Raw genomic sequence first — 14049 nt, forward strand, 5'->3', positions numbered from 1 at the left:
ACTAAATTAATCAATTGATATCTTCTTATTATTAATATCTAAAATTGAAATTTGAGTTGTTCCTCCTAAATCGTTTTGTACTGTTTTTGCCAGTTCTTTTAAGGCATTCTCAAATTCCACATATCTTTTTTCATCCGCCAATTCAATACATAAAAAAGCGTTATTTGTATTTTCAGTAAGCATTGTTCTTACTGCTTCACGCCAATTCCAACACCTGCAAATTGCTCCTTCATTATCTTTATAAACTATTTCACCTTCATATGGTGGCGCATTTTCATCCGTTCCTAATGTAACAAAACTTTCATTTCCAACTGCTTTAGTTAATCTTATATCGGAAGCAAATGTATCGATATCCTCACCACCGCAGGGCAATCCATATCTTAATGAAATAGAGTTGTAAATATCAACTAAAGGATTAATAGTTCCTAAATGGTTTCCATTATGCACTCGCTTTAGTAATGCCTCAATCGATGACCTTGCACCTTTCTTTGTTTTAAATTTTTGAAACGCCCCTCTCCATACTTTTATAACTTCGTTACTGCTGAATTCTGCATTCTTCAAATGTTTTAAGGCTTCCTTTTCTGAATTTAAAATCATTTCCTTATATTTTTCTTTATCTTTTATAGTGTTATCTATTCCATAACAAACAACAACTCCGATCCGTGCACTAGGAAATAGGTTCCAAAAAACATCTTCAATAACAAACTTTTTCATTGAAATTCCTCCTTCATATTAAAATGAGATAGCTACATATTCTACCCTTATCACTTCTCTTTCGGTAATATTATACTTATTTTTTGCTATTTCTAAACTATATACGATTATTAGTCTATTGATATTAATTTTAGACCAACAATTCCAATAACTATAAATACAATACAAATCATACGCATCACATTAAACGGTTCTTTAAATAAAATAATACCTAAGACTACAGTACCAACAGTTCCTATACCTGTCCAAATTGCATATGCATTGCCTAGTGGTAAGCTTTTTAAAGACAATGATAAAAAATAGAAACTTGCAACCATTCCTATAACAGTTAATATACTAGGTAATATTTTTGTAAATCCTTGTGAATACCTCAGCCCCATTGCCCAGCCTACTTCGAAAAAACCTGCTATAACTAAATAAATCCATTCCATAAACTTTACCTCCCTAAATTAGTAATTAAGATTAGTATAGTAATATCTCATGGCTTATTTAAAAGAAAATAAAAATATAAAAAAAGCCATAAGAAATATTATTAAAATATCTCCCAGGCTTTTATCCTTCCGTGTACACAGTTACCTGTGCGCCTTCTCTCGGACCAGCCAGTTATAAACTGCGGAACCCTAGAAAGCTAAACTATATAATTTTTTTTGTAATTTCTAATTTGTAAGTTGCAACTTATAAATCCAGATTAGCATATCAGTCGATTTATGTCAACTTAATATTTTTTCTTCGACTATATAAATCAAAAGTGAAAAACAACCTTCAAATGTATCTGATATTAGTGTTTCCTTCCATTTATATTCTCCATGCACTGCAGTAAAAACAGATTGCACTATGCACTATTTACAACTACATCTGTATTATATTGTGTAAGTGTTATAGGTGCTTCTCCTAAATGTCTACCATCTATAGCTAAATCCAAATGATAAACTCGACACTCTATTTAAAACTAAATTTTAAGTCATGGCGTCAAACCGCCGCCAACTTTAGTTTTTACTTTTTATCATAAAAATAAAAAGCTCATAACCTATTGAGTTATAAGCCTTTCTATGGTCTGAGTGACAAGAGTCGAACTTGCGACCTCATGAACCCCATTCATGCGCGCTACCAACTGCGCTACAAATCGCATGGTTGAGCCATTCCTTCATAAAATATTTAAAATAGACCACATGAGTCTTTTTATTTTTCATTTAATTATATACATAATAAACCATTCCTTTTTAAAAAGCAACCTTTAATTTTATAAATGTAATACCTGTATAAAAAAGATTTTTGTATTTGTATATCTACATTAATATCTACATCAATTTTAAGCATTATAATTTTACTTATTTCTACTATTATATCTAAATACAAAAAAGAAAAATAGGGCATAAGGAAAAAATCCTCACACCCTAATTTTATTTATCTATGTACCCATTTCCATCATTTGGATTGCTTAATATTCCACCTAAAACAAGTATTCCTAAAAGTCCATTTACCACTTCTGTATAATTAACTGGTAATATATTTAGTCCAAATGCTTGTAGCAAAATTGGAATAAAAGCAAATATGCTCACCCAAAGTCCGTAATTTTTAAATCTTGATTTATCCATTTATAAAAACCTCCTAAATTTTCTTTTACTTTATTTATGCTTTAACTAATTCATTCATAGTTATGAAAGCTTTTTCTGTATTTGTACCCCAATAACCATCTTCGGCAATCTTTAGTTTTGTGTCTGTAATTTTATTAAACCAACACTGGAACTCATAACAATACTTGAATTTTTTCCCTTGCTTAATATATGTAAGAAGAAAATCCAACGATTTTTGTGTATTAGTACCATAAAAACCATCTTCACTAATTTTTGCTTTTGTGCCTGTGATATTATTATAAAAAATCTGCCATGCCCCACAATATCTTGATTTCTTTTGTGGAGTAGTAATTGTATTATTTGGATAGAATATAAAACATTGTCCACATTCATTTCTAAATATATTGGGATTCCATGTTTGATTAGTTCTTGATGTTGATGCAGGGTCATTAACACTTACAACATTACCATCAAAATTCCACGCAACTATGAAATGTCCATATCTCGTAAAAGTAGGTGGTTGCATACTCAAAACTGCATAAGCACCATTTTTAACTGCTTCAAGCATTTCATTAACACTCTCTGCTTGCTTAAATCTTAAATTATATTTCTTAGCAACATGGGCAAAATAACTCCAATCAGTACCTTCATTATTAGTTCTATATCCATTCGCCAAAGCATCTGCTGAAGTTTCTTTTGGTGTTATATTTTTATCTACAAGAGTTGCAAGTACCATAGCCATACTTGTAGTTCCACATCCACTTGAACCAATAGTTTGACTAGAATCTCCCCTTGAAGAATAGTTTATCCAACCCCATCGGTCATCATTTTGTAAATACATTACTGGTCTTTTATTACTCATTTTATATTTTCCCTCCTTAACCCATTATTTTTGAGCATAAAAAAAAGATTATCGGCATCAAAATTGCACCAATAATCCATTTATAATCTCCAGTTTTATCTAGTTTTTTTTCTATCATGTCTGTTAATTTTTCTATACTTTTACATAGTTGCGTTATTTGAGTGTCTTGTTTGGTTGTGTCTTTCTCTAAACTCATAATTCTACAATCATGCTTATCTATCTTCTCCTCATGTTCTACAATTTTAATTTCTATAGTTTCACTGTTCATAAATTTCACCTGCCTTCTAATTTTATTAAGTTGTGTCACGATATTTTCCTAAATCGTAGCAAAACAAAACACTTTAAACTTTTATTGCTTGCAGCGCTTAATAGAAAGATTTTGCCTTAAATTAGTTTTCATATGAAATCTATTATTATTTTTCTCTTAGATTAAGATATTGCAATGAAGATACCTATAGAATACTCCATAGGTATCTTCATTAACTTATTTTAAACTTTAAGCTCATCTGCTACTTTTTTGCGAAAACTAATGGCTTGTCTACCTACACCTATTACAACGGTTACATCTATTGCGTCTATTGCATCTATTGCATTGGTTACATCTATTACAACCGCCGAATAAACCATCAAAACCATCATTAAAACTATTGGCACAACCAGGACACCAATCAGTATTATCAAAAAATCTATCATCTTCAAACCTATCTTCACATCTACATCTATTGTGACACCTACATCTATTATTATCTATATTATCTCTATTAATTATATTAAGCAATTCTTCAATTAATTCATCAGGAATTTCATTTGACTCTCTACATTTAGACATATATAAAACCTCCTATATTGTATTTACCATATATTATGAGGGCTTGTCTAGATGTGTGCAGAATAATTACTAAGTAAGAGCACACTTTCTAATAAGTACTTTACAACATTTTTTATCGCAGTATTTTCCTAAAGAGTAGCTAATTTTTTTCTAACTTGTTCTCTCACTTCTGCAACTTTAATTTGTTCCACAGTTATCATTTCTAACCTTATCATTCTTACTAAATCATCAATCATCTTATATCATCCCCTTGTCCTTATAATAAAGATAATTTATTTTATCCTCTAAAGATAGTTGTGGAACTACAGGTGTTTCTACAGGTATCGGAAATTCTTCCCTACCAATTAACACCCCATCTTGTGTAATTTCTCTTATTCTCATTCCTTTTGAATCATATTCTTTAATTTCCATTAATAAATACCTCCTTATGGTAAAGTTCTATAAGTGCAAGTTATCTTGGGATAAGAAGAGTAAACGCTCATAGAAGAAGAACATCTAATTCCCATTCCGGAAAGATTAGTAACCGCATTCATTGCAATAAGTATTTTTTTTCTATTGGTTGCACCATCAATACGAATACTAATAGAGCCAGCGGTTGTTGTATCATAGTTACATAAACTTAATAATTCATACTTTCCCAATAAATTTACAACTAAATTGCTTTGGTCAGATTGTTGTGTCTCGAAATTATCACTATATATACTTCCTATTCCCGTTGAGGCTTTTAGTGCTATAGTATCAGCTTTTAATATGCTGATATCTCCTTTGATATTTGTTGTGTCAGCCTTGATTAGCGAAGTTTCTGATTTAACATCTGCAATGTTTGTTATTATCGTACTAGCGTTAGCCTTTAAAGTAGCAGTATCCGTTTTAACTGTAGCTATCTGCGCAGTAACTGAATTGTAATGAGCTGTTTCATTTGAATTAGTGGACACTACTGTTGTTTTTACCGAAGCCATATTAGTTTGTAAATCATCTGTGTCAGCATTTACTATCGCCAAACTTGCCTTTAATGCATTGGTATCCGCTTTTACAGAATCTAAAGTAGCTTTATCTGCAATAAATATTTCTCCTGCCACTATAACACCTCCCTGTAGTATAAAAGACCACCTTTTATACCCATTTCATATTTTTTAGTTGTAGAATCATCTTTAATTTGTTTCTCCATTTTAGTAGCAAGTTGTTGAGTATTATCCGCCAAAGACGAAGCAACTGTTCCACCATCTCCTGTTTTTATATCTGTTGCACTTAATACAACTGTACCTGTTTTGTTATTTACAGATGTAACCGGCACAGTAATATTACCTGCTTTATCTTCTATTAATTTTAGCTTTTGGTCAATTATATCTGCATTAAAATTAAAATCATCATTATTTATTGAATCATTCCCATCAGGTTTTTTAAAACCATAATTTGCTGTTGTTTTCATTTTTATTAATACCTCCTATTCATAAACTCTTAATTCGTCCCAAGTTTTGGTTTTAGCTTGTTCCCATGTAATTTTTTTGATGGAATCCCATACAGTATAAGTATAAGCAAAATCGTATCCCAAATGTGCTGGCTTTATAGTTTCTAGCATTTCTTTAAAGCTTGCCATGTTTTTAGGAATACCTCTAACCCCTATAAATTTAACTATAAAACAAGAGTTTTCGTTATCCTCAATTACATTTACCTCTCCACCGCTAAAAGCTTCAGCAGTATTTTTTATCATTTTTTTAGTAGCAGTTCCAGTCCCTCTCTTTTTAGCATAAATTATTTCTCTTCTATCTTCATAACTTTTATTTAAATCCGTCACAATTCCCAAATTTTTTTCGTACCTATTTAATCCCCAAGTTGCAGTATCTACATAAAATTGGTTAAGTAAATCTTTTTTAGAATAATTAAACCTACCAATTTCCTTCGCATTAGATTCTTGAATATTTATCATTGCCTTTGAGGGTTTATAATAAGGTGGCAAATATTTCATTAAATCAGGGATATAAGGTTTTATTTTTTCGTCTTCTGCACTTACATCTGAATCATATTTATTTGTTCCATATTCTACAGACCCATACATTTATTACACCCCCTTTAGGTCATTCCATGTAACCCCTTTTTTAAGATAGTTGGCATCATTTTGTAACTGTGATAATTTTGTTGGTACATCATTAGCTGTAGCAATTAGTTTAGTACCATCTATAGTTACCGTCCTTAATGTTCCATCACTTGTTTTAAACGGAATATTTAAAGTGTTTCCGCTTAAGTAAAGCCCCACTTGATTAGAAGACATATGGGTAGTATAAAACTGTGAAGCATCCACAGCACCCAATTTTGTTTCGCCAGTTGTATTAATATTAGTAGCAGAAGCAAATTCACCAGCATGTTTTGAATCCATTGCATCTGCATATTCTTTAGCTGTTTTAAGCACAATATTAGCTTTACTTTGAGCACTTTCAGGAGTTTCTTTATTGCCCCACACTTGTTTTTCTATATCACTTGTGAATCTTCTATTCTCATTTTCTACAACAATATCTGCTGAGTGACTGCTAGGGTGGATATATTTATTAGCATTAGTTTCTATGCCTGCAAGTTTCTGCTTTTCTCCTGTCGAATAATCCTCTGAACTTAGTTGTTTACCTGCTACTTTATCTACTTTGGTTGCTAATCCTTTAGTAATAGTGCCTGCAAAATCAGCATCATTATTAAGTGATTTTGCTATTTCTTGTAGAGTATCTAATGCATCAGGTGCAACTCCTATCACATCTTTTATTTTTTGTAGAACTTCTTCTCTAGTAAATACTTGTTCTTTTAAATATCTTTTATTTAATTCAATATCCACATAAGTTTTTTCTGCTTTATTATTTTCTAAATTTGTAGCTCTGACTTTTAAATTGCCTACTTCTAAATTGTTGCTAGCCTTGTATTTGTCAACTTCCACTTGTGTGATTACTATGCTTTCTTGAACCTTATTAATGTCATCTGCCTCTACTGTATCTCCATTTGTTTGATAAGTTATATATACTTTATCCATATTAGAAAATATCTTAATTTCCTTTTTCCAAGGAGTTTTTGAAGGTGTAGATAAGATAAAGTTTTCTATTTTGTTGCCTGTTAATTTACTTCCAGTATAAACAGAAATAGAAGGTAAACTCACATTGTCATGTTCAAGTTCACCTTCATATATTCCATTTGCAAGAGTTACTTCTTCCTCGATTACATAAGTATTATTTTCAAGTTTATTAAGCTTTTCTGTAAATTTATCTACATTTTCTGGGTACAATTATCACACCCCCAATTCCACAATACCTATTATTGGTATTTCTTCATCTTTCAATCCAATGTTAGATATTTCACTGTTTATTTTTAAGTCTGAATAGTCTAACACCCCTGGAGTATTAAGAAGTATATTACCTAATTTTGCATAACTTAAGTAAGTATCTACAAAAGTGATATCTTTTAAATAACCACCTAGTGTTTTTAAAAACTCTTGTTGAATATTGGATATACTATAGCCAGTAGCAAGGGTAACTTTAGCTGTTATATTTATAGTTTTTCCAGTAGCACCTATAACTGTTACTGTTGCACCAAGTGGTCTTTCTTCTTCTATATGTTCATAAACTTTATTTGTTAAAGTTGTATCGACTAAACTTTTGTTACTGTTTACAATAACTACCTTTACTGTTCCTGCTCCATTTTTGCCATTACTTTTGTCCCATAAAGGAAATACTTTTGCATCACCCACCCCAACAACTTCCTTTGCCCAATTTCTATAGTGCCACTTATTTCCACTAGTTGCAGGAGTTCTAATGTACTCATAATATCTTGTCCTTAAATCTTTGTCTGTTTCTGCATCATAGCCATTATTAATATTGTTAGGATTTGTTACGCTTACTAACCCTGCTAATGTTATTGGGAAATTTTTAATAGCAGCCATAGGTATATTCCCAATAATACCCTCGATTTCACATTCTACATTTACAGATACTTGTAAAGTAGCATCTATTATTTTATTCTCCATGAATACAAATTCGATTGAATCACTTGCTACTTTATCACCTTTTGTAATTATCGAACCTATTGTCCCTGTAATAATAACTACATCTGTTGCCTTTGTAGCAATTTTTCTAGTAATACCATAATCTCCCACTATCCTTTCTAAATCTACACCTGTAGCTGTGTCTGCATAACCCCTATCCCATTGTTTTTCTTGTTCTTTGTAAGATTTTTCTAATTCAATCGCAATTGGAATTTCAGCATCATGGAAAAATGACCCCTCTGATTTATCAAAAGAGTCATCTATATTTGCTAATAATCTAGCTTGTATAACATCTTTATTATCTGCCATTTATAATCACCTCCTGCTCTACTCCTGTACCATCTTTTAAAATAACTGTAAAACTAATAGTTAGCATATTTTTATTTTTATTTAATGAGAACATGTCTATATCTAATATTTGTGGATGTATTAAAAGTGCCTCTGTGACCTCTCGCCTTATTTCAGATTCTTTATAAATGTTAATTTTATTACCTAAAACTAAATCCTCTAAAGTTATTCCATATTGTTTATAAATTTGAAACTTAAATTTTTCTGTCCTTATGACTTTTTCTATCCAATTTTTTAATGCTTCTGCTTCTGTCGCTATTACTAATCTTCCATTTTGTGTTACGAAATCACCTTTTTTAAAATCAAATAAAAAGGTCTTTCCTAATGTAATAACTTCTGTTTCTACATTATCTATTTGTTGTTGCAAATCCACATTCATTTCTGGGAATATACTATCTGACATTTATATCACCACCTTATCCAGTACAAAGAATGTTTGTCCTGAAGAATCTGGTATTAGTAATACTATATCCCCTGTTTTTAAAATGTCTTTAAAGGTTATAACCGTATCATAATCTGTTTTTGTGCTTATATGTATATTACTTATTGTATCTCCTCTACCATCTGTAGCGGAACACTCTACACTATAATCCTTAATTTCCATAACTGCATTTCTCTTGTAATTTTCTATTAAATTACTACATAAAAAACAATTAGAACTATCTAATATTACTTCATTTAGCAATATTCCAATCTTAAGAGGTGTAATACTAAGTATAGTTCCTAAAACATTTCCTACCATATTAGGATTATCTCTTTTCTTAAATTCGCTTACCAATTCTGTTATTTTACTCATATTATCCCTCCTAGAATTCGATTGAAATACTGACTTTGTGATTATTTTTTGCAAGAGTATGAGATGCTGATTTGATCCTATACCAACCATCAACCCCCATAGTCGGAATACTAATATTAATCATTCTATTTGCAATAATGTCTTCTCCTAAATTTCCAACCACAAGTGGAATAGTTACGTCTTTAGCAACTTTATTGTTTTCTTTTAAAAAGTTATTCGCCATATTTTTTGCTTTACTTTCATCTTTTTTTTCTGCTACTGTAATTATTTCTTGTAACATTCCAAATTTTAAAATATTATTTTTATCTTCAACACTTGCTAAAACTCTATTATTCTTTTCATCCGAACTTACAACTATAACTTTAGTAAACATATTTTCTATTGTACTATTTACCGTAATATCTTTACCTATTAAAATCTTAGGCTTTATTTTTAAATCACTTAGTTTTCTAATGTATAGAGTATCACTTATCATTTCTTTTATATAAATATTATTTGTTTCTAAATGCGATTGTTCTAAAATGTCCTCTATAATTTTACTAGCTTCACTATCTTTGTGTATTTTAGTTATTAGAGTATTTATCTGCACTATGTTGGATTTTATACCTAGCTTAGAACATAACTGTTTAATTGCATTTGTACCATTAACTTTATTAAACTGTATAATTAATTTGTTCTTATTTAAGTAAAAAGCATAATCCATACAAGTATAGGAGTTTTTAAATTTACCTTTATTTTTACTAATAACCAATCCTAAAAATACAACTTTACTATCTTTTTTTAGAGTAATATGTGTTCCCTCTTCTAAGTTATAAAGGCTTTCAAAACTTAAACTTACTGCTAGGGTGTCCTTATCACTTCCCCAACCTATGTTATTACTCTTACTTAATATGTCTACCCATTTGCTATTATATAAAGCATACAAATGCCACATTATTCAAATACCTTCCATTGCTTAAGCGTGGCAGTATAAATTACATTACCAACCTTATCATAACTATGGGTAAATCCACCAACTTCCATAACTAAATTCATTACCTCTTTATTATTTACACTACTTACAAATCTAATTGCAAAATTTTTCCTTCTTGCTCTTGTTAATAAAGATATAATTTTATCTGTATTAACAAAACTTGATTTATTAAAAGCATATTCTCTTTGTGGTAATTTTCCAGTTAATTCAAATCCAAAATTATTAACTGCTCCTTGTAGTAAATAAGTTCCATTATTAAAAGTTTCAAATTCTTCATCATTACCAACTTGTTCATAGCTTGGTAATTGTGGTGGTAGCCAAGGAAATTGTAATACTTCTTTTCTATCTAACGTGCTAATCCATATATCGTTCATATAACTACATCCTTTCTTAAATTAAAATAAGAGTGATTATATAAACCACTCTTAAGTATTTGCTAATGTTAATAAAATTTTATCACTTACTTTTTCCGCTACATCTGTAAAAAACTCATCTGTTCCTACATTCCCATTAAAATTAAAATTAAATACATGCCCACCACTAGATTTTTCTATTAATTTTTTTGATTTATCAGCAGGAATTATCATTTCTCCACTAGATGCCTTTCTAATTTCTCCACCTTTTTCGTGCATAAGTGTCAGCCCAGCTTGTGCATATGCTGTGCCACTTGCTTTTTTAGGTATAGTATTAAAAATGTTTTTAGGTTTACTTGGAGTTGTTGTTTTTTTAGGATTTCCTAATCCAAAATTGTCCTCTTTTGTATATACCATGTTAGTAGTTACTGTAGAGTTTTTATCTTCTGCTTTTGTTCCATTCCATTTTGTTAGCCAATTCCACGCTTTCTCTATCCATCCACAAATATCTTTCCAGTGTGTTATTGCTCCATAAATTGCGAGTCCTAACAATGCTAACCCTGCAACTACTAATACTATTGGATTAGCAAGCATAATAGTATTAAATGCTCCTTGTGCTATTATTGCTAGATTCAAGGCAGTAGTAGAACTTATCAACCCTAGCTTTTGTGCTAAAATTAATGCTGTTTGTGCAACTATTGCTAATCCACTTAACCAAAGTTTAGCAGTATATTCCACAATAGATACTATCATAGTTCCTGTCATTATTAATGCATTTTTAACCATTTCCACACCTGATAATATTATACTAGCTATAAATCCTGTTACCATTTTAACCCCTGCAATACCTGCTTCAACTCCAACTTTTATTAATGCAGGTGCAAATATAGTGCCTAAAACAACTGCAACTCCACCTATAACGGCTTGATTATCTATTAATATTTGCTTGAAACTATTGAATGCTTCTTTAACTTCTTTGGTATGTTTTATACAGTATATTACTGCTAATGTCAAACCACCAATTGCCAATGTTATCCATCCCAAACTAGTTATTTTCAAAGAACCATCCACTAAAACTATTGCTAATTTTAAAGCGTCTAAAGCAATTTTTAAGTCTTTAACTATTTTAATTGCTACATAGAAACTAAAAAATGCTTCTGCCACATTTATTATAGTATCTTTGTTGTCTTTTAAAAATTGAAATACCTTTCCGATAACTTCAGTAGCCTTATTTACTCCATTTGCAATGTTGTCCACAAACTTTTGTATACTACCATTTTCTTCTAATACTTTTAATTTATCTGTTATATTAGATGTTAATTTTACAATCGCACCGCTTGTATTGTCCATTATCCCTGTTGCTATATTTTTCGTTCTTACTTTTAATTTATTTAGTTTGCTACCTAGGGTGTCGCTCATTACTGCAAATGCGGTATCTGTAGCCCCTGCACTATTTTTCATGCCATCCATTCCGCCTTTTACGTCTTTTAAACCACCACCTGCAAGCACTAACGCACCACTTAAGGCTCTAACATTTCCAAATAAACCTGCCATTTTCTCTGTACTTCCACCAGTTTTCTTTTTAATTTCTTCTAAGAACCCTACAAAGCCTTTAGATTTTAACCCTGCTACACTAAAATTTATTCCTAATTTTTTTGCCATATCCGCAGATTCTTTCGAAGGAGAAATTATGCTTGTCATAACGCCTTTCATTGCAGTTACTGCTTCATCAGTTTTTATTCCGTTTTTCGTCAATCCAATCATACCAGATAGTAATTCATCTATAGATAGTCCTGTGGATTTTGCAATGGGTGTTAAACTCCCCATGCTTTCTGCTAATTCCGCAACTGTAGTCACTCCCAAATTTTGGGTAATTAGCATTTTATCTGATATGCCTTGCATAGCTTTTTGTCCACTAAGTCCATAAACATTCATTGTTGCACACAAAATTTTTAAAGCTGAATTAGAATCTGTAAAACCTGCTTTTGCCAACTTAGCCGACGTAACCGCCGATGCTAAAGAGTCTTTTGAACTAACTCCCGAACTTATTGCATTGTATTGCGTATCCCCCAGTTCTGTTGTACTTATTCCAGTATCGCTCGAAGTTTTAAGAAGTCCTTTCTTAATTACCTTTTTATCTAAACTTGCACCTGCTATACTTTTAACTTTAGCACTTGCCTCGTCTAATTCTTTCATACCTTCAAATCCAACTTTAATAATAAAACCAGTAGCTAGGGTTGCCATTGCGACACCCAATTTTAACGCTTTATCTCCAGCTTTCTCAAAATTCTTTTTAGCATTATTCGCAAACAGGGCACTTTGTTGGCTTGCTCTTTTCATTTCGCTAGACATGTTTTTAACATTTTTATTTACTTTCATTATTCCGCCAGACATATTATCCCGTAGGTTTAGTATCGTACTAATAGCCTTAGACATTTGTTATCACCTACTTCCTGCTATTATTTTAAACTTCTCATTTTCTTCTTCTTTATCTTTATTCATCATTTCTAACAATACCATTTTTTCCATCATTCCTAAATTACATAAATATTCCATTGTTTGCCCTTTTGCAAGGTAATGACGTATAATTTCTAAATCAACATCATCCCCTTGCTCTATTAGTTTTTTACTTTTTCTTTAACTTTTCCAAGACCATAAAAACTGTTTACAATCTCGCATATTGCATTCATTTCGCCCATATTATCATTTAACAAAATAAGTGGTAATTCTAAAGCATCTTCAACCTCAAATGTTTCCATTAATTTCTTAGAGTTTTCCTTGAAAATTGGACAACATTCAAATATTACTTCAGACATAAAATCTAAGTTATCTTCCATGTCTCCATCTTCTACATCATTCATAAGTCCCATATATTTTTTTAGTGGTATTTTAACAACTTGTATCTTTCCACCAATTTCCTTAGAATCGTACATTTTTACTTCCATTTTATCAGTGTCTTTTTGTAGTTTCTTAGCCATTAAATCCTCAAATGTAATTGTTTTAGATTCTATTTTTTTTGCTTTTTTAGTCATTATTAATCAATCTCCTCTATTTTTAAATTTTTATTGTAATTTCAATAAAAAACAACGCCATAGAATAACTCCTAAGGCGTTGTTTTGATTTTTAGGTATATTATATACCTACTATAATATTTCTACGAAACTAGCTTTAAAAGGCATCTCACCTTCTGTAACAGACTTTTCTTCCCATTTTTGCAACATTAATTCATCGAAAGTTATACTTGTAATTTTAATACGTTGTGTTTTTCCACTTGCTTTATTGTAAGCTTTAGACACTATATTTACATCGGGAACATTACCTTTTGCATATTCTGCAAATATTAAATCTAATATAATATTAAAGTTTTTATCTGTTTTTCTATAACTAAAACTACCTTCATAACTAATCCCCATAAGAACTCTATCTGTAGTAAGCCCATTTGGAACATCTTCCCACTCATAAACCGCTTTACACTCAAAAGACTTTACTTTTTCAAATTCCTTGTCTTCTAACCATAAATTTCCATTCCCCGTCCAATAATTATTACTAGCACTATTTCCCATTATTATTAACCACCTTTTTTAT

At 30.7% G+C, this 14049-nt stretch carries 19 protein-coding genes and 1 riboswitch; all 19 genes read right to left on the bottom strand.

All coding sequences use genetic code 11. The features are described 5' to 3' along the window. Positions 1-6: 6 nt before the first annotated feature. Complete coding sequence (locus G9F70_RS14580; protein WP_164943668.1) at positions 7-714, bottom strand: B3/4 domain-containing protein; 708 nt, start codon at positions 712-714, stop codon at positions 7-9. A gap of 110 nt (positions 715-824) precedes the next feature. Next, positions 825-1145: a DMT family transporter gene (locus G9F70_RS14585; protein WP_164943669.1), complete on the bottom strand. Its 321-nt coding sequence runs from the start codon at positions 1143-1145 to the stop codon at positions 825-827. A gap of 108 nt (positions 1146-1253) precedes the next feature. Further along, positions 1254-1349: riboswitch (guanidine-I (ykkC/yxkD leader) on the bottom strand. 765 nt (positions 1350-2114) lie between these two features. Then, positions 2115-2309 (bottom strand): holin, encoded by a 195-nt coding sequence (locus G9F70_RS14590; protein ID WP_164943670.1) that lies wholly within the window; start codon positions 2307-2309, stop codon positions 2115-2117. 34 nt (positions 2310-2343) lie between these two features. After that, positions 2344-3150 (bottom strand): C39 family peptidase, encoded by an 807-nt coding sequence (locus G9F70_RS14595; RefSeq protein WP_164943671.1) that lies wholly within the window; start codon positions 3148-3150, stop codon positions 2344-2346. A gap of 16 nt (positions 3151-3166) precedes the next feature. Then, positions 3167-3418: a hemolysin XhlA family protein gene (locus G9F70_RS14600; RefSeq protein ID WP_164943672.1), complete on the bottom strand. Its 252-nt coding sequence runs from the start codon at positions 3416-3418 to the stop codon at positions 3167-3169. Between the two features lie 270 nt (positions 3419-3688). Further along, on the bottom strand, positions 3689-3979 hold the full coding sequence (locus tag G9F70_RS14605; protein WP_164943673.1) for a hypothetical protein: 291 nt from the start codon (positions 3977-3979) through the stop codon (positions 3689-3691). Between the two features lie 237 nt (positions 3980-4216). Continuing rightward, on the bottom strand, positions 4217-4390 hold the full coding sequence (locus tag G9F70_RS14610) for a hypothetical protein (protein ID WP_164943674.1): 174 nt from the start codon (positions 4388-4390) through the stop codon (positions 4217-4219). Positions 4391-4404: 14 nt separating this feature from the next. After that, a complete protein-coding gene (locus G9F70_RS14615) occupies positions 4405-5058 on the bottom strand; it encodes a hypothetical protein (protein ID WP_164943675.1) in 654 nt (217 codons plus the stop codon). Next, entirely contained in the window at positions 5058-5408 is a 351-nt protein-coding gene (locus tag G9F70_RS14620; RefSeq protein WP_164943499.1) for a hypothetical protein, read from the bottom strand. Before G9F70_RS14620 ends, G9F70_RS14615 begins: the two co-directional genes overlap by 1 nt. Before the next feature lie 15 nt (positions 5409-5423). Further along, a complete protein-coding gene (locus tag G9F70_RS14625) occupies positions 5424-6035 on the bottom strand; it encodes a YmfQ family protein (RefSeq protein WP_164943676.1) in 612 nt (203 codons plus the stop codon). A gap of 3 nt (positions 6036-6038) precedes the next feature. Next, the gene (locus tag G9F70_RS14630; protein ID WP_187352948.1) at positions 6039-7238 is read right to left on the bottom strand and encodes a hypothetical protein; all 1200 of its coding nucleotides are present in this window, start codon (positions 7236-7238) and stop codon (positions 6039-6041) included. A 3-nt stretch (positions 7239-7241) separates the two neighbouring features. Beyond that, positions 7242-8303, bottom strand: a complete 1062-nt coding sequence (locus G9F70_RS14635) for a baseplate J/gp47 family protein (RefSeq protein WP_164943677.1) — start codon at positions 8301-8303, stop codon at positions 7242-7244. Continuing rightward, positions 8293-8745 (bottom strand): DUF2634 domain-containing protein, encoded by a 453-nt coding sequence (locus G9F70_RS14640; RefSeq protein ID WP_164943678.1) that lies wholly within the window; start codon positions 8743-8745, stop codon positions 8293-8295. The genes G9F70_RS14635 and G9F70_RS14640 overlap by 11 nt, the downstream gene beginning before the upstream one ends. Next, positions 8746-9138, bottom strand: coding sequence for a DUF2577 family protein (locus G9F70_RS14645; RefSeq protein ID WP_164943679.1), 393 nt, complete (start codon positions 9136-9138; stop codon positions 8746-8748). It lies immediately after the preceding gene. A 10-nt stretch (positions 9139-9148) separates the two neighbouring features. After that, entirely contained in the window at positions 9149-10063 is a 915-nt protein-coding gene (locus G9F70_RS14650) for a hypothetical protein (RefSeq protein ID WP_224617591.1), read from the bottom strand. An 8-nt stretch (positions 10064-10071) separates the two neighbouring features. Continuing rightward, positions 10072-10485: a hypothetical protein gene (locus G9F70_RS14655; protein ID WP_164943681.1), complete on the bottom strand. Its 414-nt coding sequence runs from the start codon at positions 10483-10485 to the stop codon at positions 10072-10074. 51 nt (positions 10486-10536) lie between these two features. Continuing rightward, positions 10537-12900 carry a phage tail tape measure protein gene (locus G9F70_RS14660; RefSeq protein WP_164943682.1) on the bottom strand — a complete coding sequence of 788 codons (2364 nt, stop codon included), beginning with the start codon at positions 12898-12900 and terminating at the stop codon, positions 10537-10539. A 182-nt stretch (positions 12901-13082) separates the two neighbouring features. Further along, on the bottom strand, positions 13083-13496 hold the full coding sequence (locus G9F70_RS14665) for a hypothetical protein (RefSeq protein ID WP_164943683.1): 414 nt from the start codon (positions 13494-13496) through the stop codon (positions 13083-13085). Positions 13497-13607: 111 nt separating this feature from the next. Next, a complete protein-coding gene (locus G9F70_RS14670) occupies positions 13608-14027 on the bottom strand; it encodes a phage tail tube protein (RefSeq protein ID WP_164943684.1) in 420 nt (139 codons plus the stop codon). Between the last annotated feature and the right edge of the window lie 22 nt (positions 14028-14049).

Origin of the sequence: Clostridium sp. FP1, from assembly GCF_011065975.2 — a bacterium.
Lineage (GTDB): Bacteria > Bacillota > Clostridia > Clostridiales > Clostridiaceae > Clostridium_AD > Clostridium_AD tagluense.

Excerpts from the sequence above, each read along its gene's own strand:
- G9F70_RS14580 (WP_164943668.1), bottom strand. The coding sequence starts at position 714 with ATGAAAAAGTTTGTTATTGAAGATGTTTTTTGGAACCTATTTCCTAGT.
- G9F70_RS14585 (WP_164943669.1), bottom strand. The coding sequence starts at position 1,145 with ATGGAATGGATTTATTTAGTTATAGCAGGTTTTTTCGAAGTAGGCTGG.
- G9F70_RS14590 (WP_164943670.1), bottom strand. The coding sequence starts at position 2,309 with ATGGATAAATCAAGATTTAAAAATTACGGACTTTGGGTGAGCATATTT.
- G9F70_RS14595 (WP_164943671.1), bottom strand. The coding sequence starts at position 3,150 with ATGAGTAATAAAAGACCAGTAATGTATTTACAAAATGATGACCGATGG.
- G9F70_RS14600 (WP_164943672.1), bottom strand. The coding sequence starts at position 3,418 with ATGAACAGTGAAACTATAGAAATTAAAATTGTAGAACATGAGGAGAAG.
- G9F70_RS14605 (WP_164943673.1), bottom strand. The coding sequence starts at position 3,979 with ATGTCTAAATGTAGAGAGTCAAATGAAATTCCTGATGAATTAATTGAA.
- G9F70_RS14610 (WP_164943674.1), bottom strand. The coding sequence starts at position 4,390 with ATGGAAATTAAAGAATATGATTCAAAAGGAATGAGAATAAGAGAAATT.
- G9F70_RS14620 (WP_164943499.1), bottom strand. The coding sequence starts at position 5,408 with ATGAAAACAACAGCAAATTATGGTTTTAAAAAACCTGATGGGAATGAT.
- G9F70_RS14625 (WP_164943676.1), bottom strand. The coding sequence starts at position 6,035 with ATGTATGGGTCTGTAGAATATGGAACAAATAAATATGATTCAGATGTA.
- G9F70_RS14635 (WP_164943677.1), bottom strand. The coding sequence starts at position 8,303 with ATGGCAGATAATAAAGATGTTATACAAGCTAGATTATTAGCAAATATA.
- G9F70_RS14640 (WP_164943678.1), bottom strand. The coding sequence starts at position 8,745 with ATGTCAGATAGTATATTCCCAGAAATGAATGTGGATTTGCAACAACAA.
- G9F70_RS14645 (WP_164943679.1), bottom strand. The coding sequence starts at position 9,138 with ATGAGTAAAATAACAGAATTGGTAAGCGAATTTAAGAAAAGAGATAAT.
- G9F70_RS14655 (WP_164943681.1), bottom strand. The coding sequence starts at position 10,485 with ATGAACGATATATGGATTAGCACGTTAGATAGAAAAGAAGTATTACAA.
- G9F70_RS14660 (WP_164943682.1), bottom strand. The coding sequence starts at position 12,900 with ATGTCTAAGGCTATTAGTACGATACTAAACCTACGGGATAATATGTCT.
- G9F70_RS14665 (WP_164943683.1), bottom strand. The coding sequence starts at position 13,496 with ATGACTAAAAAAGCAAAAAAAATAGAATCTAAAACAATTACATTTGAG.
- G9F70_RS14670 (WP_164943684.1), bottom strand. The coding sequence starts at position 14,027 with ATGGGAAATAGTGCTAGTAATAATTATTGGACGGGGAATGGAAATTTA.